The 25,808-nt window shown below is 46.1% G+C and carries 22 protein-coding genes; 14 read left to right on the forward strand and 8 right to left on the reverse strand.

Features of this window, described 5'->3' with window-relative positions:
* Positions 1-2: 2 nt before the first annotated feature.
* Both NSMM_RS05255 and ffh read left to right on the forward strand, forming a co-directional pair.
* On the forward strand, positions 3-953 hold the full coding sequence (locus NSMM_RS05255; protein WP_090283515.1) for an IS1595 family transposase: 951 nt from the start codon (positions 3-5) through the stop codon (positions 951-953).
* Positions 954-1,996: 1,043 nt separating this feature from the next.
* Positions 1,997-3,346 (forward strand): signal recognition particle protein, encoded by a 1,350-nt coding sequence (gene ffh, locus NSMM_RS05270; RefSeq protein WP_090285327.1) that lies wholly within the window; start codon positions 1,997-1,999, stop codon positions 3,344-3,346.
* Between the two features lie 5 nt (positions 3,347-3,351).
* Here ffh and NSMM_RS05275 read toward each other — a convergent pair whose 3' ends face one another.
* The 3 genes from NSMM_RS05275 to coaBC are packed head-to-tail and all read right to left on the reverse strand — an operon-like array spanning position 3,352 to position 5,490.
* Positions 3,352-3,807 (reverse strand): DUF192 domain-containing protein, encoded by a 456-nt coding sequence (locus tag NSMM_RS05275; protein ID WP_090285329.1) that lies wholly within the window; start codon positions 3,805-3,807, stop codon positions 3,352-3,354.
* Complete coding sequence (gene dut / locus NSMM_RS05280; RefSeq protein ID WP_090285567.1) at positions 3,801-4,250, reverse strand: dUTP diphosphatase; 450 nt, start codon at positions 4,248-4,250, stop codon at positions 3,801-3,803. Before dut ends, NSMM_RS05275 begins: the two co-directional genes overlap by 7 nt.
* A 25-nt stretch (positions 4,251-4,275) precedes the next feature.
* Positions 4,276-5,490 (reverse strand): bifunctional phosphopantothenoylcysteine decarboxylase/phosphopantothenate--cysteine ligase CoaBC, encoded by a 1,215-nt coding sequence (gene coaBC, locus NSMM_RS05285; protein WP_090285331.1) that lies wholly within the window; start codon positions 5,488-5,490, stop codon positions 4,276-4,278.
* Positions 5,491-5,572: 82 nt separating this feature from the next.
* On the opposite strand from coaBC, the gene radC reads away from it, so the two are divergent.
* The 3 genes from radC to rpmG all read left to right on the forward strand — a co-directional run bounded on the left by radC (position 5,573) and on the right by rpmG (position 6,852).
* Positions 5,573-6,247 (forward strand): RadC family protein, encoded by a 675-nt coding sequence (gene radC, locus NSMM_RS05290; protein ID WP_090285333.1) that lies wholly within the window; start codon positions 5,573-5,575, stop codon positions 6,245-6,247.
* 169 nt (positions 6,248-6,416) lie between these two features.
* Entirely contained in the window at positions 6,417-6,653 is a 237-nt protein-coding gene (rpmB, locus tag NSMM_RS05295) for a 50S ribosomal protein L28 (RefSeq protein ID WP_090285569.1), read from the forward strand.
* Between the two features lie 43 nt (positions 6,654-6,696).
* On the forward strand, positions 6,697-6,852 hold the full coding sequence (gene rpmG, locus NSMM_RS05300; protein ID WP_090285335.1) for a 50S ribosomal protein L33: 156 nt from the start codon (positions 6,697-6,699) through the stop codon (positions 6,850-6,852).
* A gap of 65 nt (positions 6,853-6,917) precedes the next feature.
* Here rpmG and NSMM_RS05305 read toward each other — a convergent pair whose 3' ends face one another.
* Complete coding sequence (locus NSMM_RS05305; RefSeq protein WP_090285337.1) at positions 6,918-8,096, reverse strand: DesA family fatty acid desaturase; 1,179 nt, start codon at positions 8,094-8,096, stop codon at positions 6,918-6,920.
* Positions 8,097-8,236: 140 nt separating this feature from the next.
* Positions 8,237-10,963 carry a DNA polymerase I gene (gene polA, locus NSMM_RS05310; protein ID WP_090285339.1) on the reverse strand — a complete coding sequence of 909 codons (2,727 nt, stop codon included), beginning with the start codon at positions 10,961-10,963 and terminating at the stop codon, positions 8,237-8,239.
* A 14-nt stretch (positions 10,964-10,977) separates the two neighbouring features.
* On the opposite strand from polA, the gene NSMM_RS05315 reads away from it, so the two are divergent.
* From NSMM_RS05315 to NSMM_RS05335, 5 genes are all read left to right on the forward strand, one after another.
* Positions 10,978-11,697 (forward strand): LOG family protein, encoded by a 720-nt coding sequence (locus tag NSMM_RS05315; RefSeq protein WP_090285341.1) that lies wholly within the window; start codon positions 10,978-10,980, stop codon positions 11,695-11,697.
* A 50-nt stretch (positions 11,698-11,747) separates the two neighbouring features.
* The gene (locus NSMM_RS05320; RefSeq protein WP_090285343.1) at positions 11,748-12,122 is read left to right on the forward strand and encodes a DUF2782 domain-containing protein; all 375 of its coding nucleotides are present in this window, start codon (positions 11,748-11,750) and stop codon (positions 12,120-12,122) included.
* Between the two features lie 114 nt (positions 12,123-12,236).
* A complete protein-coding gene (locus NSMM_RS05325) occupies positions 12,237-13,187 on the forward strand; it encodes a homoserine kinase (RefSeq protein WP_090285345.1) in 951 nt (316 codons plus the stop codon).
* A 127-nt stretch (positions 13,188-13,314) separates the two neighbouring features.
* The gene (locus tag NSMM_RS05330; protein WP_090285347.1) at positions 13,315-14,118 is read left to right on the forward strand and encodes a BPSS1780 family membrane protein; all 804 of its coding nucleotides are present in this window, start codon (positions 13,315-13,317) and stop codon (positions 14,116-14,118) included.
* A gap of 99 nt (positions 14,119-14,217) precedes the next feature.
* Positions 14,218-15,705, forward strand: coding sequence for an MraY family glycosyltransferase (locus NSMM_RS05335; RefSeq protein ID WP_218121020.1), 1,488 nt, complete (start codon positions 14,218-14,220; stop codon positions 15,703-15,705).
* Positions 15,706-15,764: 59 nt separating this feature from the next.
* Here the strand turns inward: NSMM_RS05335 and NSMM_RS05340 are convergent, their stop codons facing one another.
* From NSMM_RS05340 to NSMM_RS05350, 3 genes are all read right to left on the reverse strand, one after another.
* On the reverse strand, positions 15,765-18,020 hold the full coding sequence (locus NSMM_RS05340; RefSeq protein ID WP_090285352.1) for a polysaccharide biosynthesis tyrosine autokinase: 2,256 nt from the start codon (positions 18,018-18,020) through the stop codon (positions 15,765-15,767).
* A gap of 51 nt (positions 18,021-18,071) precedes the next feature.
* On the reverse strand, positions 18,072-19,289 hold the full coding sequence (locus NSMM_RS05345) for a polysaccharide biosynthesis/export family protein (RefSeq protein ID WP_090285354.1): 1,218 nt from the start codon (positions 19,287-19,289) through the stop codon (positions 18,072-18,074).
* Between the two features lie 193 nt (positions 19,290-19,482).
* Entirely contained in the window at positions 19,483-19,923 is a 441-nt protein-coding gene (locus NSMM_RS05350) for an arsenate reductase/protein-tyrosine-phosphatase family protein (protein WP_090285357.1), read from the reverse strand.
* A gap of 438 nt (positions 19,924-20,361) precedes the next feature.
* Here NSMM_RS05350 and NSMM_RS05355 point away from each other — a divergent pair, with 438 nt between their 5' ends.
* From NSMM_RS05355 to NSMM_RS05375, 4 genes are all read left to right on the forward strand, one after another.
* The gene (locus tag NSMM_RS05355) at positions 20,362-21,207 is read left to right on the forward strand and encodes a PEP-CTERM sorting domain-containing protein (RefSeq protein ID WP_090285359.1); all 846 of its coding nucleotides are present in this window, start codon (positions 20,362-20,364) and stop codon (positions 21,205-21,207) included.
* Between the two features lie 745 nt (positions 21,208-21,952).
* On the forward strand, positions 21,953-23,224 hold the full coding sequence (locus tag NSMM_RS05365) for a lipopolysaccharide biosynthesis protein (RefSeq protein WP_090285363.1): 1,272 nt from the start codon (positions 21,953-21,955) through the stop codon (positions 23,222-23,224).
* A gap of 234 nt (positions 23,225-23,458) precedes the next feature.
* Positions 23,459-24,547 carry an O-antigen polymerase gene (locus tag NSMM_RS05370; protein ID WP_218121021.1) on the forward strand — a complete coding sequence of 363 codons (1,089 nt, stop codon included), beginning with the start codon at positions 23,459-23,461 and terminating at the stop codon, positions 24,545-24,547.
* Between the two features lie 123 nt (positions 24,548-24,670).
* Complete coding sequence (locus NSMM_RS05375) at positions 24,671-25,795, forward strand: glycosyltransferase (protein ID WP_143001868.1); 1,125 nt, start codon at positions 24,671-24,673, stop codon at positions 25,793-25,795.
* Positions 25,796-25,808 lie beyond the last annotated feature (13 nt).

A 25,808-nucleotide genomic window follows, 5' to 3' on the forward strand; every position in this document is an offset into this window, starting at 1 on the left:
CAATGGCGATGAATAAAATTCAGTTTCAGGCAGGCCTGTCACTGCATGAATTTCTGCATCAATATGGCACGGAAGCACAATGTGAAGCAGCATTGTTTGCTGCGAGGTGGCCACATGGCTGGAGATGCCTGCGCTGCGATGGGGAGCGATATTCCTGTACCCATAACGGCCGCAAGCTATGGGAATGCCTGGATTGTGGCTACCAATGTTCTTCAATTGTCGGCACCGTGTTTGAAAATACTAAATTACCGCTAAGAACCTGGTTTCTGGCCATTTACTTGATGACGCAAAGCAAGAATGCGGTCAGTGCATTGGAACTCAAACGTCAGCTGGGGGTAAGTTACAAAACGGCATGGTCGATCAAGCATAAGCTGTTACAGACCATGCTGCTGCGCGAAGAGCAACGCCGTCTGGATGGACGCGTGGAGGTTGACGATGCTTATCTGGGAGGTGAAAGGCCGGGAAAGCGCGGGCGGGGCGCGGCAAGTAAGACGCCATTTGTAGCGGCAATACAAACAAACAGCGAGGGGAAGCCACTTTATATACGCTTGACCCCCGTAGCGGGTTTTACATATGAAGCGCTCAAACAGTGGTCGGCTGAATGTCTGTCATCTACTGCACGAGTCGTATCTGATGGTTTGGGGTGTTTCGGGGCGGTTACGCATACAGCCGCGCAGCATGAGCGCCATATTGTGGGAAGTGGCAAATCTGCTGTGCAGCGTGCCGAGTTTCGCTGGGTCAATACGCTTCTTGGCAATCTCAAGACTGCCTTCAGCGGAACCTACCATGCATTCAATCACGCCAAGTATGCACAGCGCTATCTTGCAGAATTCTCCTATCGCTTCAATCGCCGTTTTGATTTGGCTGCCATGGTGCCGCGATTGCTGCGCGCCGCCGCAACGACAGAACCTCTTCCGATCGGTATATTGAGAATTTCTGAGACAGGTAACTAATCAGGATTTCAAATGTGGTGAATGAGCAAGCTGGATACTGCTGCTAACGCTGTTTGAATGCATGCAGCAACATTTACCGCCACGCCATCTTGCATTTTTTGGTGGCGCACCTATGTTTTTCTACATGCTGCATCTGTATGTGCTGAAAATGTATATTGGGTTCAAGTGCCGAATCACGAATCCAATGTCGGAAATACATCCCCCCTGGCAATTGTCCACCTTACCCAGCCGCCCATTTCCATTGCCGGGCAACTCCCGCTGAAGCTTCTTCCTTCCTGATAAAATCACTCTCACCAAGGATCAGAATGGCTTCCAAGCCAGTCAGCAGTGCGTCCGTTTCACGCGCGTAATCTGCTCGCCAAATCTATTCCAGTCAATTCACTTGATGTCAGCATGATTGCATAGTCTGGTGATCAATTTCGCTCACCTCTCCCATACGCAACATATTCGCCCGTTCAGGCTGAAACAGTCCATGCAGATAGCCGTAAAATATTGCTGTCGCATCGAGGATACAATAAATGATGAAAATGAAGATAAATACGCACCAAGTGCTTCTAAAAGCTCCTGAAAATGAATACTTGGCAGATTCAAAAATCGAATCGATCTTCCTGCCACCCTATACACTCAACCCGAACCTGATTGAACACTATTAGCGACTCTTCAAAAAAGAAATTCTGTATGGCAGATACTACGGAACCTTTGCCATGTTCAAGCGAGTTTGCGATGATTTTTTGCTGCTTCCGAGCAGCTACAAGGATGCGCTACGCTCCTTGTTGACCGATAGTTTTCAGATTTTCGATTACGCTCGAGTGCCAAAATTTGAAGATTTTAAGATTTTAAGTGAGTATATATATCAACTTGACGCCTTATATGGAATCAATTGAATCTGACAAAGTAGAACTAAGTTGTGATATTTTTTGCAACCACTTGTAGAAATTGGAGACTTTCATGACTATGACTCAGTCTTAATATTCCAGTTTATTAGACAAAAATGTACTTTCAACGTTTAATGCAGATTAGCCAAATTTTAACCAGGAGCTACTATGTTTGACAATTTAACCGAACGCCTATCAGGCGTGATGAAAACCTTACGCGGAGAGGCGCGTCTGACTGAGAGCAATATTCAGGATGCGCTGCGTGAGGTTCGCATGGCGCTGCTGGAGGCCGACGTGGCGTTACCGGTCATCAAGGTGTTCATTGAACAAATCAGGCAGCGGGCGATCGGCCATGAAGTGCTGGATAGCCTGTCTCCCGGGCAAGCTTTGATTGGTATCGTGCATCAGGAGCTGATCGCCATCATGGGTGGCGAAAAAAACGAACTTAATCTCAACGTGACACCACCTGCCGTCATCCTGATGGCAGGTTTGCAAGGTGCAGGTAAAACCACCAGTAGCGGCAAGCTTGCCAAATGGCTGATGGCACAGAAAAAGAAAAAAGTGATGCTGGTGTCTTGTGATATTTACCGTCCCGCTGCAATTGAGCAATTGGAACTGCTCGCCAGGCAGACTGGCGCAGAATTTTTTCCATCGCAGACTGACCAACGACCCGCGGAAATCTGCAGCGCAGCAATGGATTACGCGCGCAAACACCATCTGGATGTGGTGATCGTCGATACTGCCGGGCGACTGGGTATCGATGAAGCCATGATGCAGGAAATAAGCGAGCTGGAACGTCTGCTAAAACCGGTTGAAACCTTGTTCGTCGTAGACGCAATGCAAGGTCAGGATGCGGTCAATACCGCCAAAGCATTTGCCGATGCACTGCCTTTGACCGGCGTCATTCTCACCAAACTCGATGGTGATGCGCGCGGTGGTGCAGCACTTTCGGTCAGGCACATCACCGGCAAACCGATCAAGTTTGCCGGTATCGCCGAAAAACTGGATGGACTGGAGCCATTTTATCCGGAACGCATGGCTTCCCGTATTCTGGGAATGGGTGATGTGCTGGGCCTGATTGAGGATGCACAACGTGCCTCGGATCAGAAAGAAGCCGAACGCTTGATGAAAAAAATGAAATCCGGCAAGGGTTTCGATCTTAATGATTTCGCGCAGCAATTCCAGCAAATGAAAAAAATGGGCGGTATGAATGCCATGCTCGAAAAAATGCCACACCAGCTTACGCAGGCAGCACAAAACATGAACGTCGATGAAAAAATTATCAATCGCAGTGAAGGCATCATCAATTCCATGACGCCGCAGGAAAGAGCCAAACCGGAACTTCTGAAAGCGTCGCGCAAACGCCGCATCGCCGCAGGCTCCGGCGTCTCGGTACAGGAAATCAATCGGCTGCTTGCCCAGTTTGAACAAACACGCAAGATGATGAAAATGATGAACAAGGGTGGTATGTCAAAAATGATGCGCGCAGTCAAGGGGATGTTTCCACAAATGCGTTAGAACCGCTACGGCCAGCTGGCATTTTCTATACCTTCGAGTCCCCGAACCTGATCGCCTGTCTGGATGGCGTATTTAGCAAACCAGCCCTGATTCATTTCCAGCGCAAAGCTGGCTGTCTTTGCCGAATGATGTTGTTTGAGTGTATTTGGCTCCATATCGGCAATGTTGATGATGATACCCTCGGCATCAATGAATGCGACGCTGAGGGGAATCCATGTATTTTTCATCCACATGACATGGATGCCAGCTTCTGGAAAAACGAACAACATGCCGCTATTTTCAATTAAGTGCTGACGGTACATCAATCCGGTAGCAAGAGTGGCAGGTGTGGCGGCGACTTCTGCCAAAATAGCTTGACCGGATATATTCAGGTCGATGATAGGCAGCAATTTGTTATCAGCCAGAGTGACCTGCCCCAGCCCCGCTATCAGTACCGCAAGAAAAATTTTTTCTTTCAGCATTTTCCCGTACTGCCAAAGCCACCCGAGCCGCGTTCGCTTGGGCTGAATGTTTCAACACGATTGAAGTGTGCCTGAATGACCGGCACGATGACGAGTTGCGCAATTCGTTCCAGCGGATTGAGCTCGAATACATGATACCCGCGGTTCCAGCAGGAAACCAGAATCTCTCCCTGATAGTCTGAATCGATCAGCCCTACAAGATTACCGAGCACGATGCCATGTTTATGCCCGAGGCCGGAGCGTGGCAGAATCATTGCCGCTAGACCAGGATCAGCGAGATGGATCGCAATACCTGCCGGAATGAGGCAGGTTTCGCCGGGGTGAAGCAACATCCTTTCTTCAAGGCACGCACGAAGATCAATTCCCGCTGATCCCGGCGTGGCATGCGCCGGCAGGAAGTCCTTGAGGCGTACGTCAAGTATTTTAAAATCAATTGTTTTCATTTTTGGATTGACTGGTCGGATGGTGTTACGGATATCGGGCATACAATTCGGCGATGTGCGCCATAACGCGTGCAGCTTGCACGGTTTTTGCCGCTGTTGACAGCGGATGAATACCATCGTCATCGATTAGAATCAGGGCGTTGTCATCCGAACCGATGGCTGAACGCGCATCGTTGGCGACGATCAATGGTAATTTTTTATCTCTTCTTTTTGACTCGGCGTACTGTTCAATCTGTTCTGTCTCAGCAGCAAATCCCACACAAAACGGGGCGTGAGGCAAGCTCGCCACATAGCGCAGAATATCCGGGTTGGGAACTAGCGTCAGTGTCAGCACCTCTGCCTCTTTTTTCAACTTGTGCGGATACGTTTCGGCTGGACGGTAATCCGCCACCGCCGCGACACTGATAAAAATATCATTATTTGCAATTTCGTTTTTGACAGCAGCAAACATTTCTTCAGCACTGCTTACGTTGACCTGCTTATCTACTGGTGGGCAAGGCAAGCAAATTGGTCCACAAATCAATGTTACCTGCGCTCCAGCGTCAAGCGCGGCCTGCGCCATGGCCAACCCCATTTTTCCTGAGCTCCGGTTGGTAAGTCCCCTCACCGCATCAATTGCTTCGAAAGTCGGCCCGGCCGTGATCAATACACGCTTACCATTTAGACTATCTAGATATTTTGGCAAGAATTGTGCTCGAATTGCCTCCAGCAGAGCCGCAGGCTCCAGCATGCGGCCAGCACCAGTTTCACCACAGGCTTGCGCACCGCTATCCGGTCCGAATACAGCAATGCCGTCCTGGCGCAAGGTTTGCAAATTTCGCACGGTGGCTGGATTTTCCCACATTTGCAGATTCATCGCCGGCGCAACCCATAACGGGCAATTTCTGGCTAAACAAAGCGTCGATAATAAATCGTCAGCCAGACCATGTGCCAGTTTGGCAATAAAATCTGCACTTGCGGGTGCGACCAGAATGGCATCCACGCTGCGAGAGAGCTCGATATGCGCCATGTTGTTCGGAATTGCAGTATCCCAGATATCTGTAAAGACCTTTTTGCCCGATAACCCTTGAAGGGTTGCCTCGCCGATGAAATGGCGGGCAGACTCGGTCATGACGACCTGCACATCGGCACCCTCCTGAACCAGCAGACGCACCAGCTCCGCTGATTTGTACGCTGCAATGCCGCCTGTTATCCCCAGCAGCACGCGTTTTCTCCCAAATTGGGTGTAGGTTTCCGTCATTCTCTATCGTTACCCATACATTTCCGAAAGAAAGTGCCGTTTCTCATTGTCAGCAAATTCATTTTCAAAGGATCCATTTTATATGGCAATTACCGATTGGCCTGAAGCAGAGCGACCACGCGAAAAACTGATTCATAAAGGGGCAGCGCATCTCTCGGATGCAGAGTTGCTTGCCATATTTCTGCGCACAGGGATTGCCGGCAAAAATGCGGTTGAGTTGGCGCGAGAATTATTGGCACATTTTGGCAGTTTAACAAAATTATGTATGGCGGATCTAGTCACCTTTGGTCAGCAGCCAGGCATGGGACCAGCTAAATATGCTCAGCTCCAGGCCGTCATGGAAATGGCTCGCCGTGCGCTTGCCGAGCAGATCAAGCAGGGTGCCATCATGGATTCGCCTCAGTCCGTCAAGGATTATCTGCGATTAAGCATGCGATCCAAGCCACACGAAATATTTGCCGTGATTTTTCTGGACGCGCAGCACCGCACGATAGCAACCGAGGAGCTATTTCGCGGCACCTTGACTCAGGCAAGCGTTTATCCTCGGGAAGTCGTCAAGCGTGCATTATTCCATAACGCAGCTGCCGTCATTCTTGCACATAACCACCCTTCCGGCTTAGCAGAACCAAGCAAGGCCGATGAGATGCTGACGCAATCCCTCAAACAGGCGTTGACGCTGGTGGATGTTCGTGTGCTGGATCATTTTGTCATTGGCAGTGAAGACGTGGTTTCCTTCGCCGAGCGTGGGTTAATTTGAACAGGCATGGATAGTGCCGGCAGTACACTATAAATTGCATTTTACTTATGACCACTCAACTTTAAATTCCCCTGTTAAAAAACCCATGGCTGCTAATTTGCATTGAAAAGCAATGCGCTTTCAGGCTATAATCACGAACTTTAGTATTTTTGGATTTAAGGGGAAAATAATGGCGCGAGTTTGTCAAGTTACAGGTAAGCGACCTATGTCTGGTCACAACGTTTCTCACGCCAACAATAAATCGAAGCGTCGCTTTTTGCCTAACCTGCAATCGCGTCGCTTCTGGGTGGAAAGTGAAAGCCGCTGGGTTAGGATCCGACTAACCAACGCCGCATTGCGCACCATTGACAAAAATGGTCTTGATTCGGTTTTGGCTGATATGCGCGCTCGCGGAGAGCGAATTTGATCACCGATTGATTTTATAGTTAGAGATAAAGGCGGGACGTTTTATGCGCGAGAAAATAAAGTTGGAGTCATCAGCAGGGACCGGCCATTTTTACACCACGACTAAAAACAAACGAGCCAATCCAGAAAAACTGGAACTCAAGAAATACGATCCCGTGGTAAGAAAACATGTGCCGTATAAAGAAACAAAATTAAAATAATATAAATTGATTGATTCAATAAAAAACCCGCTTTCGCGGGTTTTTTATTGTCATGCCGTCAAGTGTTATGCATAGCAGCGTAAGCGGCGTGAGAACTGCTCAAGAAACTCGTTACCACTTGCTTCGGCCCGGTGGCACCAATCTTCTAACTGTTTGAGCAGCTCATCTTTAGTAGCGGCAGACCGCTCCCAAATCATGGAAAGCTCTTCCCGCATACGATAAAGCTGCTCCAGCATTTGGGTTTGACTCAACACCTGAGATAACTTATCACGCTCATCTGCTTGCAACGTTTTAGCATCAGCCATCACCCAGTTCTTCAAAGTCGCGCCGTCAATACCATGCGCTGTCGCAGCATTTTGTATATGCGCCAGTTCCTTCTTAAAGGCAACCCTGATTGATTTGCTGTAGTTGGCCAACACTTCGTAGCGATGTGAAATAACCGCCTGCAACGTTGCAAAATCACACTCAGTTTTAGTTTTATCCAGTTGTAACTTGGGAGCTATTTTTTTGACCTTGGCCCAACCAATCATTTCCATCAGACGAATGTACATCCAGCCAATATCAAACTCAAACCACTTGTTGGATAATTTGGCCGAAGTCGGGTAGGCATGATGGTTATTGTGCAACTCTTCACCACCGATCAGAATCCCCCATGGCGATACATTACGGCTGGCATCTTCCGATCGGAAGTTGCGATAACCCCAGAAGTGACCGACTCCATTGATAATGCCCGCAGCCATTACTGGCGTCCACATCATCTGCACCGCCCATATAGTCAGACCGATTGGCCCGAACAGCATAACGTTAATAACAAGCATTAAAACAATTCCGGCAGCGCTGTGTTTGGTGTAGACATTCCGCTCCATCCAATCATCAGGTGTGCCGTGACCGTAACGCTCCAAGGTCTCTTTATTTTTAGCCTCTATCTTGTAAAGTTCCGCACCTTCAGCCAGTACTTTTTTTATGCCGTAGACTACAGGACTATGCGGATCGTCTACAGTTTCGCATTTTGCATGGTGCTTGCGATGAATTGCTGCCCATTCCTTGGTAACCATACCCGACGTTAACCATAACCAGAAACGGAAAAAATGGCTTGGAATAGGATGCAATTCCAGTGCCCGATGTGCCTGATGGCGATGTAAAAAAATTGTAATGCTGGCGATAGTAATATGTGTCAATACCAAAGTGACGATAATATATCCCCACCACGGCAAATCAATCAAGCCAAATAATAAAATGTCCATTCTATTAAACACCCTCCTTAAAAATTAAGCTTTGTAATACCTTCAATGTATAGACATGTCAAACATAAATCAAGAGCTATGGTGATAATTTTATGAACACAGCAAAAAAAAATGCTGCAGCTCTCTAAATAATAACGGAATCAATGTGCCCGCTCCCAATTCCTGCCCTGGCCTGTCTGAACTACCAGTGGGACATCCAGCTTGATGACATTTTCCATCAGGACAGGAAGTTGCTGCATGACGGTTGCTGATTCATTCTCGGGAACTTCCAGTACCAATTCGTCGTGAACCTGCATGATAAGCTTACTCTGCGCCTCTGTTTGCGCCAGCCAGTTATGCACTGCGATCATCGCAAGCTTAATGATATCAGCTGCTGTACCCTGCATCGGTGCGTTGATAGCAGCACGTTCTGCGCCCATGCGGCGGTTGTGCTGAGGACTGCGGATATCTGATAGTTGCAATCTGCGTCCCAACACGGTTTCAACATATCCGTTCTGTTTCGCCATTTCACGTGTGCGCTGCATATAATCAGCTACCCCTGGATAACGAATAAAGTAGCGCTCGATGAAATTTCGTGCGGCAGCGCGGTCGATACCTAACTGTGCTGCAAGGCCAAATTCTGACATGCCATAAATCAGACCAAAATTGATCACCTTGGCATAACGGCGCTGCTCCTGGCTGATTTGTTCAACCGGCATGCCAAATATTTCTGCAGCGGTGACGCGATGCACGTCCCGCCCTTCAGTAAAGGCTTTCAGTAACCCTTTATCCTGAGAAATATGTGCCATGATTCTGAGCTCGATCTGTGAGTAATCCGCAGAAATAATATACCAGCCTTCTGGCGCGATAAATGCTTCACGAATACGGCGCCCTGCCGGGGTTTTAATTGGAATATTCTGCAAATTGGGGTCATTGCTGGCCAGTCGACCAGTGACCGCGACTGCCTGTGCATAATGTGTATGCACCCGCCCTGTATTCTGGTTAACCATTCTTGGCAGCTTATCGATATAAGTCGATTTAAGTTTGGCCAGCATGCGATATTCCAGCAAAATCCTGGGTAGCGGGTAGTCCAGCGCCAACTGTTGAAGCACACTCTCATCTGTGGAAGGTGCACCTTTGGGTGTCTTTTTAGTGACGGGCAATTTCAGTTGTCCAAACAGAATTTCCTGAATTTGCTGAGTTGAGTTCAGGTTGAATGCCTGCCCGGCGGTGGCGTGAGCCTGCTGCTCCAGAATTTCCAATTGCCGCAGCACTTCCTTGCCGTAGGCATGTAGCTGGTCAACATCCAGCAATACGCCGTTACGTTCTATCTGAAACAAGATATCTATCAGTGGTAACTCAATTGTCTGGTAAATATCAGCGAGATGCGCGGTCTTATCTAGCTGCGGAAACAGGGATTGATGCAGGCGCAAGGTAATATCAGCATCTTCGGCCGCATACTTGGTCGCCTGATCGATGGCCACCTGTGCAAAGCCAATCTGCTTCGCGCCCTTTCCGGTCAACTCTTCATAGGAGATAGTGGTGTAATTCAGATGACGTTTCGCCAGGCTATCCAGATCATGCGACAGATGAGATTCCAGCACATACGACTGAAGCAGGGTATCGTGCGCGACACCCCTGAGCGTAATGCCGTAATTGGCAAGCACATGCTTGTCGTACTTCAGATTCTGCCCGATTTTAAATTTACTCGGATTTTCCAACCAGGGCTGCATGCGTGCCAATACCCATTTGCTGTCCAATTGCTGCGGCACACCTGGGCAGGTGTGGGCCAATGGCAGGTAAGCTGCGTGCCCGGCTTCCACGCAAAATGACAAGCCCACCAACTGTGCCTGCATTTGATCAAGACTGGTCGTTTCCGTATCCAGCGAGACCAGTTCGGCGCGTTCACAACGCATTAACCAGTCATTGAGCTGCGACTCGGTCAGAATGGTTTCGTAATTGGACGAGCAGTCGTTACTGGCTGAATCAGCTGATGCGTATTTAACCTGCAACGCATTCTGTGCTGGTGCCTTAGTACTCTGACCTTGCGTCAGCTCACGTAACCAACTTTTGAATTCCAGCCGCTCATAAAGTGCGGCCAGTTGACTGGTGTCAGGTGACTGGGCAACTAAATCCTGCCAGTCGAGTACAAGCGGCACATCACATTTGATAGTCAGGAGTGTTTTAGCTGTTTCCAGCCAGTCCAGGCTTCGGCGTAGATTCTCGCCAACCTGACCGGTGATTTCATGCGCATGTGCAATTAGCTTTTCCAGGTTGCCGTATTTCTTCAGCCATTTTGCTGCTGTTTTGGGGCCAACTTTTTCGACACCCGGAATATTGTCTGCGCTATCTCCTACCAGTGCCAGAAAGTCAATGATCTGTGAGGGCGTGACTCCAAACTTATGGATAACGCCGGCCTCATCCAGCAATTCATTGCTCATGGTGTTGATCAACTGAATGTCCGGGCTGACCAGTTGGGCGATATCCTTATCACCGGTGGAGATGACACACTGTACCTGGCTATCGGTAGCCCGCCGTGCCAGCGTGCCAATCACATCGTCTGCCTCAACACCATCCTCCATCAGTAGTGGCCAGCCCATTGCATGGATACACGCATGCAGAAGCGGAATCTGGCTGGCAAGATCTTCTGGCATGGCAGGGCGATGTGCTTTATATTCCGGATAAATCGCATCGCGAAATGTTTTACCCTTTGCATCAAACACACACGCGCTATAATCAGCATGATACTGCTTGTGCAAGCGACGCAGCATGTTCAACACACCATAAATTGCGCCAGTGGGTTCATTCAGGCGGTTACGTAAATCCGGTAACGCATGAAAAGCCCGATACAGGTAAGAAGAGCCATCAACCATCAAAAGCGTTTTCATCAGAAAGGACCTCTATGAGCTTGCAAACCAAACTTGCCAGCGTTCTGCCACTGGAAAGGCCGTGGTCATCCAGGGAATCATGGCGTGTATTTAGAATTATGGCGGAATTTGTTGAAGGAACAGAAAGACTGGAATGCATCCAGCCAGCCGTCAGCATCTTCGGCAGCGCAAGAACCGCCCCCGAGCACCCTTATTATAAATTAACCGAGGCGATAGCGAGGCAATTGTCAGATGCAGGGTTTTCAGTCATTTCTGGTGGCGGCCCAGGCATCATGGAAGCAGCCAACAAAGGTGCCTATTTCGGAAAATCGCCCAGCGTGGGACTCAACATTCAACTACCACATGAACAGCATCGCAACACCTATCAGGATATCAGCCAGACTTTTCGCCATTTTTTTGCGCGTAAATACATGTTTGTCAAATTTGCGACCGCGTATGTAGTGATGCCCGGTGGTTTTGGCACGCTGGATGAGTTGATGGAAGCATTAACTTTGGTGCAAACGGGTAAAACCCGAAAAATGCCCATCATTCTGGTTTGTACGGATTTCTGGCAAGGCATAATAGACTGGTTTCAGCAGGCGCTGGTCAAGGAAAACCTCATTTCAGCAGAAGATATGAATCTCATTCAGCTCATTGATGAGCCTGCACAGGTCGTTGACGCCATATTCCGTTATTATGAAACTTCCGGCTTTGAACCGTCAGCCACGGAACGCGAAATTCAGCTCAATCTATAAATTGTGCCCAGCATGCCAATTTCCAGCCATCTTTTTGAGGAGCGCCTAACATGAAATGGTTAATTTTTGCGGTTATTGTCAGCAGCCTTTTCTGGGCGGCTTCCGGGGTGGTCGCCCAATCCAGCCGGCAGCCTGAAGGACTGGTACCATTGCCCGAATATAGCGAACCACCTGCCGAGGATGAAGTACCTTATCCCGACATGGGACTGGACCCTTCGCTGGAGCCGGAAATTACCATTACTGAGGGAAAAGATGAAACCGTCGAAGAATATCGCGTCAATGGGCAACTCTATATGATCAAGGTTATTCCCAAAGTTGGCAGGCCTTATTTTCTGCTTAGTCGTAATCGAGCGAGCGAGCCTCCTCACCGTGGCAATATGGAATCCGGTGTCAGTGTGCCCATGTGGGAAATTTATCGCTTCTGATATTTATATATTACCCTTAGTTTCTGGCGTTCTTGACAGGACCACCTGGCCAGATAGAAACTGCCGCCAGCGCCAATTATCAGCTTAAAATCAATTTTCTTAAATTTTTTATTCATGTCTGTTTTTACACCGGTTTCCAAAGCTCAACTTGAAGTTTTACTGCAAAATTACGCACTCGGGAAGCTAGTTGAATTACAGGGTATTACTTCCGGCATCGAAAACACCAATTACTCCGTCACAACATCGCAGGGAAAATATATCCTGACGTTATTCGAAAAAATTGCCGTGACCGAGCTGCCATATTATCTTAATTTGATGGCACACCTTTCCAGCAGAGGAATTCCCTGCCCAAGACCGGTCAATATGCGCAATAACGACATAATGAGCCTGTTGAATGACAAGCCTGCCTGCATCGTTACTTTTTTATCTGGCAAGTCAATCATCGATGTGACTGAGAAACATTGCACGCAAATCGGAGAAATGTTGGCCAGAATGCATCTGGCAGGGCTGTCGTATCAACTACAAAATGCCAATCCACGCGGCTCCCGCTGGCGAAGTGTTACCGCTGAAGCAGTCCTGCCTTTTCTCAGCCCTGCAGATCAGAAGCTACTCATTGACGAGATTCATTTCCAGACACAACAACAGACCGAGAGACTACCTCATGGGGTAATCCATGCGGATTTGTTTCGTGATAACGTTCTGTTTGTCGATGGCGGCATCGGCGGCATAATCGATTTCTACTTTGCCTGCAATGATGCACTCTTGTATGATCTTGCCATAACTATTAATGACTGGTGTTTTCGTGATGAATGTATATTCGACAAAGCATGCGCCAAAGCATTTATTCAGGCATATCATAATGTGCGTCCGCTGAACACTGAAGAGCAACAGGCTTGGCCCGGGATGCTGCGCGCGGGGGCGTTGCGATTCTGGTTATCACGGCTTTATGATTTTCATCTGCCACGCCCCGGTGAATTAACTCACCAGAAGGACCCGGAACATTTCAGAAAAATTCTGACGCATCACATAGTCAACCCAGAGAAGCTAACAATTCCTCACTCCTGAGCACAACTATGACAGTCACTTCAAGTCAGACAGAAACAGAATAAAACACAATCATTTTTATTTGTCTTGCTGGTTATCCGAATACTGGCAAGTCAGTTTGCAACAAACCCAAGGAGAACTAAATTAAATGGAAGCTCGACATGTCCGCACTATGCGAGGACTGCAATGGATTGTGAGCGGGTTTTATTTTTTCCGCGAAGCCCCGCTTAACCTGATATTGCTGTGTTTCACTTATCTGCTGATTGGCGCGACTCTGGGACTGGTTCCGTTACTCGGTAGTTTCATTGGCACGCTGACGCTGCCAGCTTTTATCGCCGGCATCATGGTCGCGTTGAGACAACTGGATCTTAATAACAAACTGGAGCTCGAATACCTATTCATCGGATTCAGGCAGAATACCGTTGCACTGATCACCGTTGGTGGCATTTATCTGATCGGCGATGTCCTGATTATCGGTTTTTTCATGTTAATGGGTGGCGATGCACTGGTTGATATGTGGTTATATGGCAAGCGCTTTCAGGAAAACGAGCTGGCCGCCATCATGGATGATGCCTTGTCTGCCATTCTGTTTTCTTTATTGCTGGCAATCCCGCTGATGATGGCAGTCTGGTTTGCACCCATGTTAGTCATGTTCGAAAAAATACCTCCTGTCCTCGCCATGCGCATCAGCTTTTTTGCGTGCCTGAAAAATCTGTTCGCTTTTCAGCTTTATTTCATCGTGCTGATGATACTAGCTGTCCTGGCAGCCATACCGTATGGACTGGGTTTTATTCTGTTGTTTCCCATTGCATTTGCCTCTGTTTACATCAGCTATAAGGATATTTTCCATTACGAAGACGATGTCACGCCTGAATCTGAATCTGAATCTGAATCTGAATCTGAAACACCTCCCGCACAAAATGAAGGCAACGGAAATAATCGAATAGAGTAATACTCTACCATCTATCGGCGCCTGCTGCGGTTATGACAATCCCTGGTGATAAGAGCTCAATTCCCTATGACACATATTATTTTTTTATTTATACTGAGTATGTTGCTTGCGGTCGCCGCGATACACAGAGCCATGATACTTGCATTGAAATTCAAGATCGCCGATCAGCCCGGGGGACATAAACAGCATGACATGAGCACGCCTTTTGTTGGGGGTGTTGGCATATTTACGGTTTTATTGATTTCTCTGATAACCATAGGCATCGATCATCCTGATCAAGGATTGAAATGGCTTGTTTTGGGAATATGTAGCACCATCATTTTCATTACAGGTTTCGTGGATGATTTAATTCGTCTCGGCCACAAAATCCGATTGGTTATTCAAAGCATAGCTGCATTGATCATGATTCTGGCGGGAGGAGTCGTGTTGAGCAATCTTGGCATGTTATTTTCTAGTGCTTTTACTGTCTCACTCGGCTGGTTTGAGATTCCCTTCACCATCTTTGCCACTCTTGGGGTGATCAATGCCTTGAATATGATTGATGGTATCGATGGCCTTTCGGGCGTGGTATCGTTAATCAGTTTGACGCTGATTGGTTTTCTGGTCTTAATTGCAGGTGATGCAGCAAATTTGACGCTCGTTACCCTGCTTGCTGGTGGTTTAATCGGTTTTCTATATTTTAATCTTCGCTATTCTTCACAACGGCGTGCACGTGTTTTTCTAGGGGATAACGGGAGTATGCTGCTTGGATTTATCTTCTCCTGGTTGTTGATTGATTTATCACAAGGAGCTAACCAGGTAATGACTCCCGTTACGGCCTTGTGGTTGTTCTCTGTGCCTCTAATGGATACCGCAAGCGTTATGCTGCGTCGCATCAGACGTAAGGAGTCTCCTTTTGCTGCGGATAACAATCATTTGCATCATATTTTATTGAACGCTGGTTTTAGAGTTGAAGATGCCGTTTTTGTCATAGGATCGCTGCAATTACTACTTGGCACCATAGGATTGGCAGGTTTGTTGCTTCAGTTACCTGAGTTCATCATGTTTACCAGCTTTTTGCTGGTTTATTTTGCGTACTACTATCTGACGTCGCGACCATGGTTCTTTATATCACTGCTACGTCATTTTCATACTTTCCTTGGATTGGCGCCGGTTAAATGTCAAGACTTATTCCTCGGCAGTTACTCTGCCAGGGAAGCAGAAGAACTGGTAAAAAAAGCTTGTAAAATACTTGGCCCGGGCCTGGATTCGTGGGTACATGTTTTTGAGCGGCAGACACAAAGCAATACCCTTAGCTATGCTGTAGTCATCAATATTCGCTTGACAGGTGAAGAAGATATCGCCGAGGAAGATATCAAGCGATACATCGCACGGATGGAACAGCAGATGATGGCAGAATATGGCATTCTAGTCCGGCAATTTATTGATCGCAGCAGCAAAAATGAGCGAAGATTGCATGCTGGTAAGAATCCAGCAGAAAGGCGTTTTTTTGAAAGACGCCACCCCAGTCAGCGGATATTGCTACTGGAAGTAATGCATGATTCGATTGAGTTATCTCAGTCTGCAAAGGCTAAGGCTGATTCATAGTGACACCTACAGGCAAGCAGCGACGTTTTGCTAGCCAACAACCCCTCATCAAGCCCACTTCATTTTCCGCTTTTATACGTATATTGATATACATAATTACCGTAACCAGCGCGAGAAGATGATTCAGGCAAGTCGTTAAAGACAATGCCCTTCAGATTGACCCCAGCCTGTAATAGTCTTTTCGCACTCTGCTCCAGTTCACGGGCCGGGTGTTGACCAGCCTTGACAACCATCAACGTTGCACTGGCCAGGCGACCGATAATAGCGGCATCAGTCACAGCGAGGACAGGCGGAGAATCAATAATGACAAGATCGTAATGCTGACTGATGTTTTTCAGTAGCAGATCAAAACGTTCGTGCAGCAATAATTCCGATGGGTTGGGAGGAATCGCGCCAGCCGGGATAAAATCCAAGTTCGGATGGACTGTTTTAAGAATAGCGGTTTCCATTCCAATCGCACCCATTATCAACTCGGATAAACCATTTTCTCTGCTGGTTCCAATCATCTGATGAGCGCTTCCCTTGCGCATATCGCCGTCGATCAACAATATTTTTTTGCCTGCCTCCGCCATAACGACAGCAAGATTAACGGAAATAAAGGATTTGCCAATAGCCGGACTGGGACCGGTAATCATGATGATATTGTTTTTTGCTTCCAGAAAGGCAAAGTGTAGCGTGGTACGTAAACTGCGCAAACTTTCGATTGCCAAATCTTCTTTGTTCGTCAACGCCAGAATAGCTGGCTGGAGATAACTGGATGAATGTTTTGTGTTAAGCCGTTTGCTATTCTCCTGCTGATCTCTGCTATGTGGAACTGTCGCGTAAACAGGCGTATTGAGCAGCTTCTCGATCAAATCGGGATCTTCTATTCCCTGGTGCAGCATTCTTCGAACGAATACCGTGATAATGCCCAGCATCAATCCCAAAATGAGCGCGATGGCCATAATCAATATTCTTCTGGGCTTGATCGGTTCAGTCGGTAAAACGGCGTAATCGACAATTCTGACGTTGCCTATCGTACCCGCCTTTGCCACACGTAATGTTTGCATGCTGTTCAACATCGTTGTATAAAGCTCCGTGTTGACCTGCACGTCTCTTGACAGCCTGAGAATGATCTGTTGCGTTTCAGGCAAACTGCCAATCTGTCGATCAAAAGCATTCATTTGCCCTTGTAGTCGCGCAATCTGCTTGTCAATCGCAATAATCTGCGGATGTGATTCGGTAAAACGTTGCCTTAATTCATCCCGTTTCTGTTGCAGCAGGGTTGTTTCGGTTTTCAGCGTAACAGTACTTCCTAGCATGTTACTCGTTTCGATATCCAGATCAACCGATCCTTTGCGCGTTCTAAACTCGTTCAAGGCGTTGGTTGCGGTATCCAGCTGTTCCTTGATGGCAGGAAGCTGCTGCTCAAGAAATGCGAGGGTTTTTTGTGACTCGGCCGATTTTTCTTCGACATTCTGCTGCAAATAAATATTAGCTATCTCATTGAGTATTTGTACAGCAGCTTGTGGTGAAAAAGACTCAACGGTCAGTGACAGTATGCCGGTACCTTTTCCCTTCTCGGCAATCGTGATGCTTTCCCTGAGATTTTTGAGCGCTTGATTTTGAGATACGCGCTTAACAATAAAGTGTGTACCGGGCCGGGATTTTAATATTGGAATAAAGATGGAAACGTGCTGTTCATGCCCTTTCAACATGCCGCTTGCCGGTTTGCCAACCTCTCCGTCCAGAATTAATTGATCATCATGCAGCAATTTGAAGGTGCCAGCTTCACCAGCCTGCAATATGAAGATTTCATCTTCCAGATAAGCAGGTACGGTAAAGGTATCCACCTGAATAACTTCCCCTCCCCAGGCATAGTGCGACAGATCAAATAACGGACTGGCAAGGGCATTCTCATTCTGGTTTGCCAAATATCTGGCAACCACCCTGCCCACCAGCGGGAAATAGCTCGGATAAGCATCGATATTGAGATGAAGATTCTCGATAACTTTTCCCAGGATCATCCTCGACTTAAGCAGCTCAATCTCCGCCATGACAGGTGTATCGTTATCCAGAAACCCGGTCAACGACTCCAATCCTGGCATTGGTTTTGAATTTTCCTTGATCTGCAGCAAACCATCCGCTTGATAAACCGGCAAATCAATCAAAACCTTGGCAACACCCAGCCCCAGAACACACAACGCAATCACCAGGATTAACCATTTACCCTCAAGCAATATGCCAAATAACTCACTTAGATTGATTTCATCTTCATGCTCGTTACGTAAATAATCGAAAGAAGGCTTTACTTGAGAATCAGAATTATTGGGCATCAGAAACTATGAGTAATTGATATAAGAAAAGCGATGTCTTTGAAAAACCAACTATCTGCCCTGCTGCTGTAACGGCTGCACTCTCAAGACACCATCAAAAGAATTCAGCAGATTAACCGTTGGCTGAATCTGGGAAATAATCTGGTTCCAGCGTATACCTTCGGCACGATCGACATAAATGACATCGCGCGGCTGCAAGGGGAACCGATCTGCCAATAGCAATGCATCCGGCGATCTAGCGTTCAAATGGTAAATTTCAGGTTTTCCCAACCCGCCTCTGAAAACAAAAATTCTGGCGGGGTCGGAAGTTTCCTGATCAAATCCTCCACCATCGGCCAATGCCTCAGTCAATGTCATACGCCCTTTGTTCATCACGATGCTACGCGATCTCCCAACCCCAAGGCCACCCTGAATGCGAAAATTGGTTTCTCCCAGCACAAATACCTTGTTAAATGAGCTATCCGGCACATTCAGCACATCTCCATGCTGCAGCAGCACGTTTTGTGAGATATCCCCTCCCTCATACAAACTCAGCAGATTGATGCTATAGGTTTTATCATTGCGCGTAAGGGTAATATTGCGTTGGTCAGCCTCAAATTTAACGCCACCTGCGTTGTTGATCGCCTCCAACACCGTCAAAGGAATATCCTGCACCAGCTGAATGCCGGGTTCAGCCACTTCACCGACCACATAAACGCGTTGGCTCCGATAAGCCGCTACTCGCACATCGAGTTGTACGTTCTCAATGTATTTTGAAAGCTTTCTGGACAATTCATCACGAATTTCCTCAACGGTCCTCCCGGCTGCCTGAATCACACCAACATAAGGGTAGAAAAAATTGCCATCTTCTCCCACGACACTACCGGCCGTTTCAGCAGAGCGAAATTGTCCCGCTGGCGTGGTCAGCTCGGGATGATCCCAAACTGTAATATTCAGTATGTCCCGCGGACCGACCCGATATTGGCTATAAGGTTCGTCCTCGACCGGCACGCCTTTAATAGTTTTAGCGCCAATACGGTAATTGAAATAATGATTGGCCACATTATCAGGGCTCAAGCTACGATTACCGAAATTCTGTTCCAGCTCGACAATCAGTTTTGCATCAATTGTTTTGATATCCAGCTTCTTCAATACCGCCTCGTTGTCCTCTGCGACTGGCATCTCCACACTCGATTGCCGGGAAAAAGGACTCATGTGCTGTCCCGGGATAATAGTGCAAGCAGTAAGCACGGAAACAGCAAAAACAATAAATATGTTTCTCAGACGCATGGTTATTTTTGATAATTAATAAAAAGACTGGAAGCAGATTACATGCTACTTTTTTTGTGTAGGCCAGAATATATGCGATATATACTCCGGAATAGCATAAAGAAGTACCGGACTGATTGCCGCCAGCCAAATCATTTTCTACAAATAATTAAGAGTGTTATTTTTTAATATTACCAGGCCAGTTAACAAAACCTTAGAGTCTCACCACCCAATCGGATACCCCGCGTTCAATCAACATCAGAGAATACTCGAAAGCCGCTAGATCCTGTTGGTAAGGATCTGGAATATTGAATTTCCCCCATTCGCCCAAGCGGAACACTTTTCCCCTCGCGCTCGGCTCTTTTCCTTCGATTGCTATTTTGTGTGCCGACTCCATCACCAGAACAAGATCAGCAGCACGAATCATCACACTATTGATCTGGCATGCACGATGTGCGGAAATATCTATTTGCCTGCTCGCCATCAACTGACAAGCACTGGGATCAGCCTGGTGGCCAACCAGCGCATTCAAACCAGCTGATCCGACAAAGCGATCAACTTTACCGGCATCGTTCATAGCCTGTCTGAGCAACCCCTCCGCCATCGGGCTGCGGCAAATATTACCCACGCATACTACCAGAATGTTATTGAACAGATGACAACTCCTTTGTCATAGAAAATCATGATTGATTCAGAAAATCCTTGAGGTTGATTAAACATATTTGCACCTTCCCACTACAACCAATCTCAGATCAAGGAAAATTCCGGCTACCCGGAATCCGAATGCCTTTCGGGTAATTCTTCCTATTCTGCCAAGTCAACCCGGGTTTTTCTCGACAAACAAAAAGTTGATAAAGAAAATTTATTCAACAATTTAGCTCTTTACCTTATCTGATTATTGTCATAGAATTCGAAAAATTAGTCAGAATTTCTATTCCTTTTGTAGGAATCAGTCTAATTTTTGTAGGCGGTTTTGTAACATGCAGCCTGTAACATCTTATCGGTCTAATCATTTTTTATCCGATGACCATCTTACAATCAATTTTACCAATCTCTCAAAGCTGTTTTTCAAGCAATCCTATCTGGAGAACATATGAATATTCAATCAAGATTAAATAAACTTTTTGTCATAAGCGGTATGGTGATCGGCATGGGCAGCATCACCCACGCCAATGCCTTTATATTAAATACCTTCAACCTGGATCTAAATGGAGCCGGCATGACCATTTCAGGCTTGGACAGCACACCCGATGGATTCTTCTCGGTGACGCTTGAGTTAAGCACTCCATTTGGTAACAGCAGTATCAACACGATTGGCTCGCTTACCGGTATGAGTGCCGGTAATTCGGCCACCGCTAACAGCCTCGTGGTCAATGGCGCAATTGGACTGGATAACCCGCTTGTGGCAGGGCTGGAATTTGAACGTAATTATGCCAATAGAACCGCCTTTTCCGGTACCATCACCTCCACACTCAACTCGCTTACCGGAGCGATCCCAAGCACGCTCGATTCATCATCAGCAAGCTTCAGCGGCAGCATAACGGATGTTTACAATGGCACATTTTCCGATTTTCCGTTACTCGGAATCACGGGTCCGGGAGCGGGTAGTGTCACCACCGCCTTTTCGTTTAATGGCTTGACTGATATTTTGACTCTGGATATCACCGAATCAACCACTTCAGGACCGAATCTCGAAGCTGCTCTGTCGAGTCTGGATGGATTTGGAGGTGGACCGACTGACGGTAGTGTCAGCGCCATCGTTTATGCTGGCAACAACATTAGCGTTAATCAAGACGTCATCACCAGCAACGGCAGCTTCGTCATAACCGAGCAAGTTTCTGATCAAGTAGTCCCTGAGCCAGCCTCGCTCGCTCTGATTGGACTGGGTGTTTTGGGCATGGGCGCAGTACGTAGACGCAAAAGCACCCAGAAAAAGTAAATATTTATAGGTGTTTAATAAACACTCACAAACTCGTTGTATTGTGGCTATGCCACAATACAACGAGTTTGTAATGTGTCAATCGATATTTAGTTATACTTTCTGATCGAGGTTGAAGAAAGCACTCCTTCAATTAACCACTTATAACAAAGCTAATTTGCTCACGGATATTGTTTGATTTTGAATTCTTTTTTAAAAAGAGCATTCACTCACAGTGTAACGGTTATATTGCCACATCATTTTTAACACATCCATCATCTTCTGTGTTTGTACAGACCGACCGTATTTTTTGGATGCTTCCAGGCAATTTCTTTGAAATGTCTTATAAGCTTCCTGGTTGAGGTGCATGCGTATCAAGCCTTCCACCAACTGTGTTGCGTTTTCTGATTCGAATACGATGTCCACTTCTTCATTGCTTACGATATCTGCAGATTCCCCGCCAACGCCGTGTAGTACCGGGCTACGCCAGAGACTCTTGATGGGTGTGACATCATGACCCGTGGGCGGATACAGCTAAGGCACAGCATGAGTATGACATCACACCGATTGATACGCCGGTTTAAGGCGATCTGCGTGTTAGACAAGAAGTTTCATGTGGTTTATGACCTAATGTTGTGCTATCAAGGGACATGGCAGATTTGAGGTTGTAATCAGAAAATCGGTTAAACCCTCAGTTGAACTTAAACCCTCTGGAATTAAGCCGTGTTTATTGTGCCGCTTACTGCTTCACCATAGTGAATCGTTTGTGAAAGTAAAAATTTTACAATTTTGGAAGAATGCATCAATTGTTCTTTTAGGTACGCTTGCCTATCAAGTCATGCCTCTCTTGGTTCTTCCGGTCTTCACCAGACTACTTACACCAGAAGATCTTGGGTTCTATTTTACCTGGCTGGGCGCTGTCGTCGTTGGTGCCGTGGCATTGACACTGCGTCTTGACATGGCGGTCTTGCAGGCTAAATCGGGTTCGGATGTGGTGAGAATAGTGAAGGCCACCGTCACAGTGAATTTAGTTTTTGCTATCACTGCTGTATTAACTCTGCTATTGATTTTTTCAGCGGATAAATACTTTCAGACCCAGTTATTGTCCTCCATGCGCTATGTTTATGTGGGTCTGGCAATTGTCGCTACTTTTGCTAACGCAATCAATTTACTTGTGAATTCAGCTCTTGTGTGGAGCGCTAATTTTAAAAAACAGGCGCTATACAAGCTGTATTTGGGGGGTGCGTTGTCATCTTCTCAGTTGTTAATGGTTTATCTTTTTGAATCGGCAATTGGTCTGTCCTTGGCTTACGCTCTTTCAAGCTCTTTGGTATCGCTCTTTTTAATGCGAGAAGTAGGTCTTAAATTTTCGGATTTCAGTTATTTTAATGATCTAAAAGAAACGTTAGTTGTCCTTCGAGAGCAGCGTGCGTTTGTACTTGTTTCGATGCCGGCAGCCCTGATTAACATGCTTTCGCACTACGCTCCACTTTTTCTATTGAGTCTAAAGATTGGTACAGTGGCTAGTGGCCAGTATGGGCTGATGCATAAGACGCTTTCAGCCCCTTTAGGTTTAATTGGAGGCGCCATATTGTCGGTATTCCGAGAAGAGTCGTCTCGATCTTATCGAGAGCTAGGTAATTGCGAAGATAGTTATCTCTATACCGCTCGTTCGCTTTTCTTTATTGCGCTATTTCCGTTTTTGATTATTTTTTTATTTGGTAAGGAGTTATTTGAATTCGTATTTGGGTCGGCGTGGGGTGATGCTGGTGAGATTGCCGAGATTCTTGCTCCAGCGTTCTTAATTAGATTTGTTGCAAGCCCCCTGAGCTATATGTTTTTCTTGGCAAATAGACAACTTTGGGACCTATCTTGGCAAATTACACTATTCTTGTTTACGATTCTTGTTTTCTATTTGAGTCCATCCCTGTATTCAGCAATTCTATGGTATTCAATTGGGTCCTTCGTGCTGTATGGAGTTAGCTTGATTTTGTCTTATATGATTGCCAGGGGTTTGACTATTTTAGGTCACTCCTAAAATTAGGATCCCACAAGAATGACTCTTCCAAGTGCGAGATTTCTAGCTTTTATATGCTCTGTTGTGTATGCAATTGGGCTCGCGTACTCATATGTAAACGTTGTTCAGCCCTTCTATGTCTATATGGGGTTACAAGTTAATTCGAAAGCGAATCTGTATGAGTTCTTAGTGATTGTGTCTTTTGCTTCGTTGCTAATAACGCTTGCACCGGATAAGTTGGATAGACCGTCTTCAGTGCTAAGTTTCTTTGTTTTTTTTATTGTTTATATGCCAGCGATCAGTGTTTCATATTTTTCGTTAGCTGTTCACGGCGACACTTATATAAAATTGTTTATTTCGCTCACGCTCGGCGTCTTAGTGATTTTCTTTGTTCCGCGACTTAAACTTAAAATGGTTTATGTTAAAGGGTTCTCAGCAAGGCAATTCTGGGCTATTTTCGGCTTCTTAATAGTTTTTCTTTCTGTTTTTGTATTTTCATTTTATAGACTAAATATCAATCATCTCATTCAGTTGCAACAATTGGATGCTCTTTATGATATTCGAGAAGAGTATCGCGCTACGAGTTCAGGTATCCCTGGGTTGATACAGTATTTCTTTACTTGGCTTATTAAAATTGTAGCGCCTTTTGTTGTAATAATTGGCTTGCAAATACGAAAATGGTATCTCGTTGTAAGCGGGGTATTGTTCACCATTCTGCTTTTTTCTATATCCGGCCACAAAAGTATTTTCTTATCACTGTTTCTGATATTTGGTGCTTGGTTCTTTATGCGATCAAATGGTGGCGCGACGTTTCTACGCTTATCATTATTTTTCTTTGGCCTTACGACTTTAGGTCTTGCTTTGGACTACTTTGGATCCTCTTTGATCAATGATGTGTTAGTTCGTCGGATGCTCATAATTCCTGGTGTTTTGTCGGGGTATTATTTTGAATACTACGGAGTAAATGAATTTGCGATGCTTGGTTATTCTGTCCTAGGTGGGCTTTTTGACTATTCTCCGGGTTTGACTCCTCCGTTCATAATAGGAAACGAATACTTTGGCCGGGCAGAGATGTCGGCGAACGTAAATTTTATGGCTTCGGCTTATGCTGATTTCGGTGTGGTAGGCGTTATTTTATTTTCAGCTGTCGCCGCCGTTTTGTATAGATTCCTGGACATGGTTGCTCTTCAGAAGAAGATATCAAAAACAGCGGCTTTACTTGTGCTGATGCCGAGTTGGGCGCTAGTGGATAGTACTTTACTAACTGTTTTGGCTACTCATGGTTTTGTTTTGCTAATATTAATCGTTGTTTTACTGCCTAGAAAGGACTTTGTAGATAGATAGCTCTTCGATGGCATCAACAACTGATGTTTTGTATTCTTGTGGTTAAGCTTATCGTGTAGCATCAATCTCTCTCTTGGAGAGTTGCAGTTTTTCTGACTAGTTAGTCTTGTGAGAAATAAAGTTATGCATGTTATTCATCTTAATTCATACTATAAGACAAACTTAATTCATCGAGAGTATATTCTCGCGCTGTCAAAGCTAGGTGTTCAGCAGATTGTGTTCGTACCTGTCGAAAAAAAGGTGGCCTCTACAAAACAGGTGGTTGAAGACGTGAATGGCGCGAGAGTTTTTTATGTCCCATGTTTCAGGAGTTGGTACCGATATGTCTGGCCTTTTAAAATGCTGATAATATGGCGTGCCCTGCTTGTTTTTTTGAAAGGAAATCGGCCCGATTTTATTCATGCTCACACTGCTGTTTCGAATGGTCTGCTTGCATTCTTTGTTCGAAAAATTTACGACGTTCCTTATCTAGTTACTGTGAGAAATACGGACACGGATTTTTTTTTTAGGAAAAGCTTTTTTTTTAGATGGGTTGGAAGATTTGTGCTGAGAAATGCGTCGGCGATTATGGTTCTGTCACCGGTGTACAGAGATCAACAGTTCCCGCGTTATTTTTCAGAAGTGTTTCTTAAGGAAATTCTGAAGAGGGTTCACGTTATACCTAGTGCGATATCGGCAGATTGGCATATCGAGTTCACTTCACATCGAAGTGAACCCATCCGGCGGGTGGCCTTTGTCGGCAGGATAGATCGAAATAAGAACCTTAGACTGTTAATTGATGCCGCTCGGTTGTTGGGAGCGAAGAAGCGCCCGATTGAGTTACATGTTGTCGGTGATGGTGATGATAGACCTTATTGCGAGAACTATGCGAAAGGAATAAATATAAAGTTTCACGGCATAATAACCGATAATTATTTTCTTAGGACTATACTCAGATCCTGCGACCTTCTCGCTATGCCTTCATTCAGAGAGACTTTAGGAGTGGTGTATCTTGAGGCGATGAGTCAAGGGTTACCAGTGATTTATACTAAAGGCCAGGGTTTCGATGGGATTTATGAGGAAGGGTGTGTGGGCTACTCAGTTGACCCGTCCTCACCTAAAGACTTGGCACGAAAGATTGAGTTGATATATAAGAATTACACCCGTGTTTCGGAAAGCGCTTTAAATGCCTCCAAAGATTATTCATGGGACCTTGTTGGTGGTCGAGTTTTTAAGCTGTACAGTGAGATAGTTTGTTCGAAGTTTTGAGGTATCGTTATGA

It is taken from the genome of Nitrosomonas mobilis, assembly GCF_900103035.1.
GTDB lineage: Bacteria > Pseudomonadota > Gammaproteobacteria > Burkholderiales > Nitrosomonadaceae > Nitrosomonas > Nitrosomonas mobilis.

Excerpts from the sequence above, each read along its gene's own strand:
- NSMM_RS05255 (WP_090283515.1), top strand. The coding sequence starts at position 3 with ATGGCGATGAATAAAATTCAGTTTCAGGCAGGCCTGTCACTGCATGAA.
- ffh (WP_090285327.1), top strand. The coding sequence starts at position 1,997 with ATGTTTGACAATTTAACCGAACGCCTATCAGGCGTGATGAAAACCTTA.
- NSMM_RS05275 (WP_090285329.1), bottom strand. The coding sequence starts at position 3,807 with ATGCTGAAAGAAAAAATTTTTCTTGCGGTACTGATAGCGGGGCTGGGG.
- dut (WP_090285567.1), bottom strand. The coding sequence starts at position 4,250 with ATGAAAACAATTGATTTTAAAATACTTGACGTACGCCTCAAGGACTTC.
- coaBC (WP_090285331.1), bottom strand. The coding sequence starts at position 5,490 with ATGACGGAAACCTACACCCAATTTGGGAGAAAACGCGTGCTGCTGGGG.
- radC (WP_090285333.1), top strand. The coding sequence starts at position 5,573 with ATGGCAATTACCGATTGGCCTGAAGCAGAGCGACCACGCGAAAAACTG.
- rpmB (WP_090285569.1), top strand. The coding sequence starts at position 6,417 with ATGGCGCGAGTTTGTCAAGTTACAGGTAAGCGACCTATGTCTGGTCAC.
- rpmG (WP_090285335.1), top strand. The coding sequence starts at position 6,697 with ATGCGCGAGAAAATAAAGTTGGAGTCATCAGCAGGGACCGGCCATTTT.
- NSMM_RS05305 (WP_090285337.1), bottom strand. The coding sequence starts at position 8,096 with ATGGACATTTTATTATTTGGCTTGATTGATTTGCCGTGGTGGGGATAT.
- polA (WP_090285339.1), bottom strand. The coding sequence starts at position 10,963 with ATGAAAACGCTTTTGATGGTTGATGGCTCTTCTTACCTGTATCGGGCT.
- NSMM_RS05315 (WP_090285341.1), top strand. The coding sequence starts at position 10,978 with ATGAGCTTGCAAACCAAACTTGCCAGCGTTCTGCCACTGGAAAGGCCG.
- NSMM_RS05320 (WP_090285343.1), top strand. The coding sequence starts at position 11,748 with ATGAAATGGTTAATTTTTGCGGTTATTGTCAGCAGCCTTTTCTGGGCG.
- NSMM_RS05325 (WP_090285345.1), top strand. The coding sequence starts at position 12,237 with ATGTCTGTTTTTACACCGGTTTCCAAAGCTCAACTTGAAGTTTTACTG.
- NSMM_RS05330 (WP_090285347.1), top strand. The coding sequence starts at position 13,315 with ATGGAAGCTCGACATGTCCGCACTATGCGAGGACTGCAATGGATTGTG.
- NSMM_RS05335 (WP_218121020.1), top strand. The coding sequence starts at position 14,218 with ATGTTGCTTGCGGTCGCCGCGATACACAGAGCCATGATACTTGCATTG.
- NSMM_RS05340 (WP_090285352.1), bottom strand. The coding sequence starts at position 18,020 with ATGCCCAATAATTCTGATTCTCAAGTAAAGCCTTCTTTCGATTATTTA.
- NSMM_RS05345 (WP_090285354.1), bottom strand. The coding sequence starts at position 19,289 with ATGCGTCTGAGAAACATATTTATTGTTTTTGCTGTTTCCGTGCTTACT.
- NSMM_RS05355 (WP_090285359.1), top strand. The coding sequence starts at position 20,362 with ATGAATATTCAATCAAGATTAAATAAACTTTTTGTCATAAGCGGTATG.
- NSMM_RS05375 (WP_143001868.1), top strand. The coding sequence starts at position 24,671 with ATGCATGTTATTCATCTTAATTCATACTATAAGACAAACTTAATTCAT.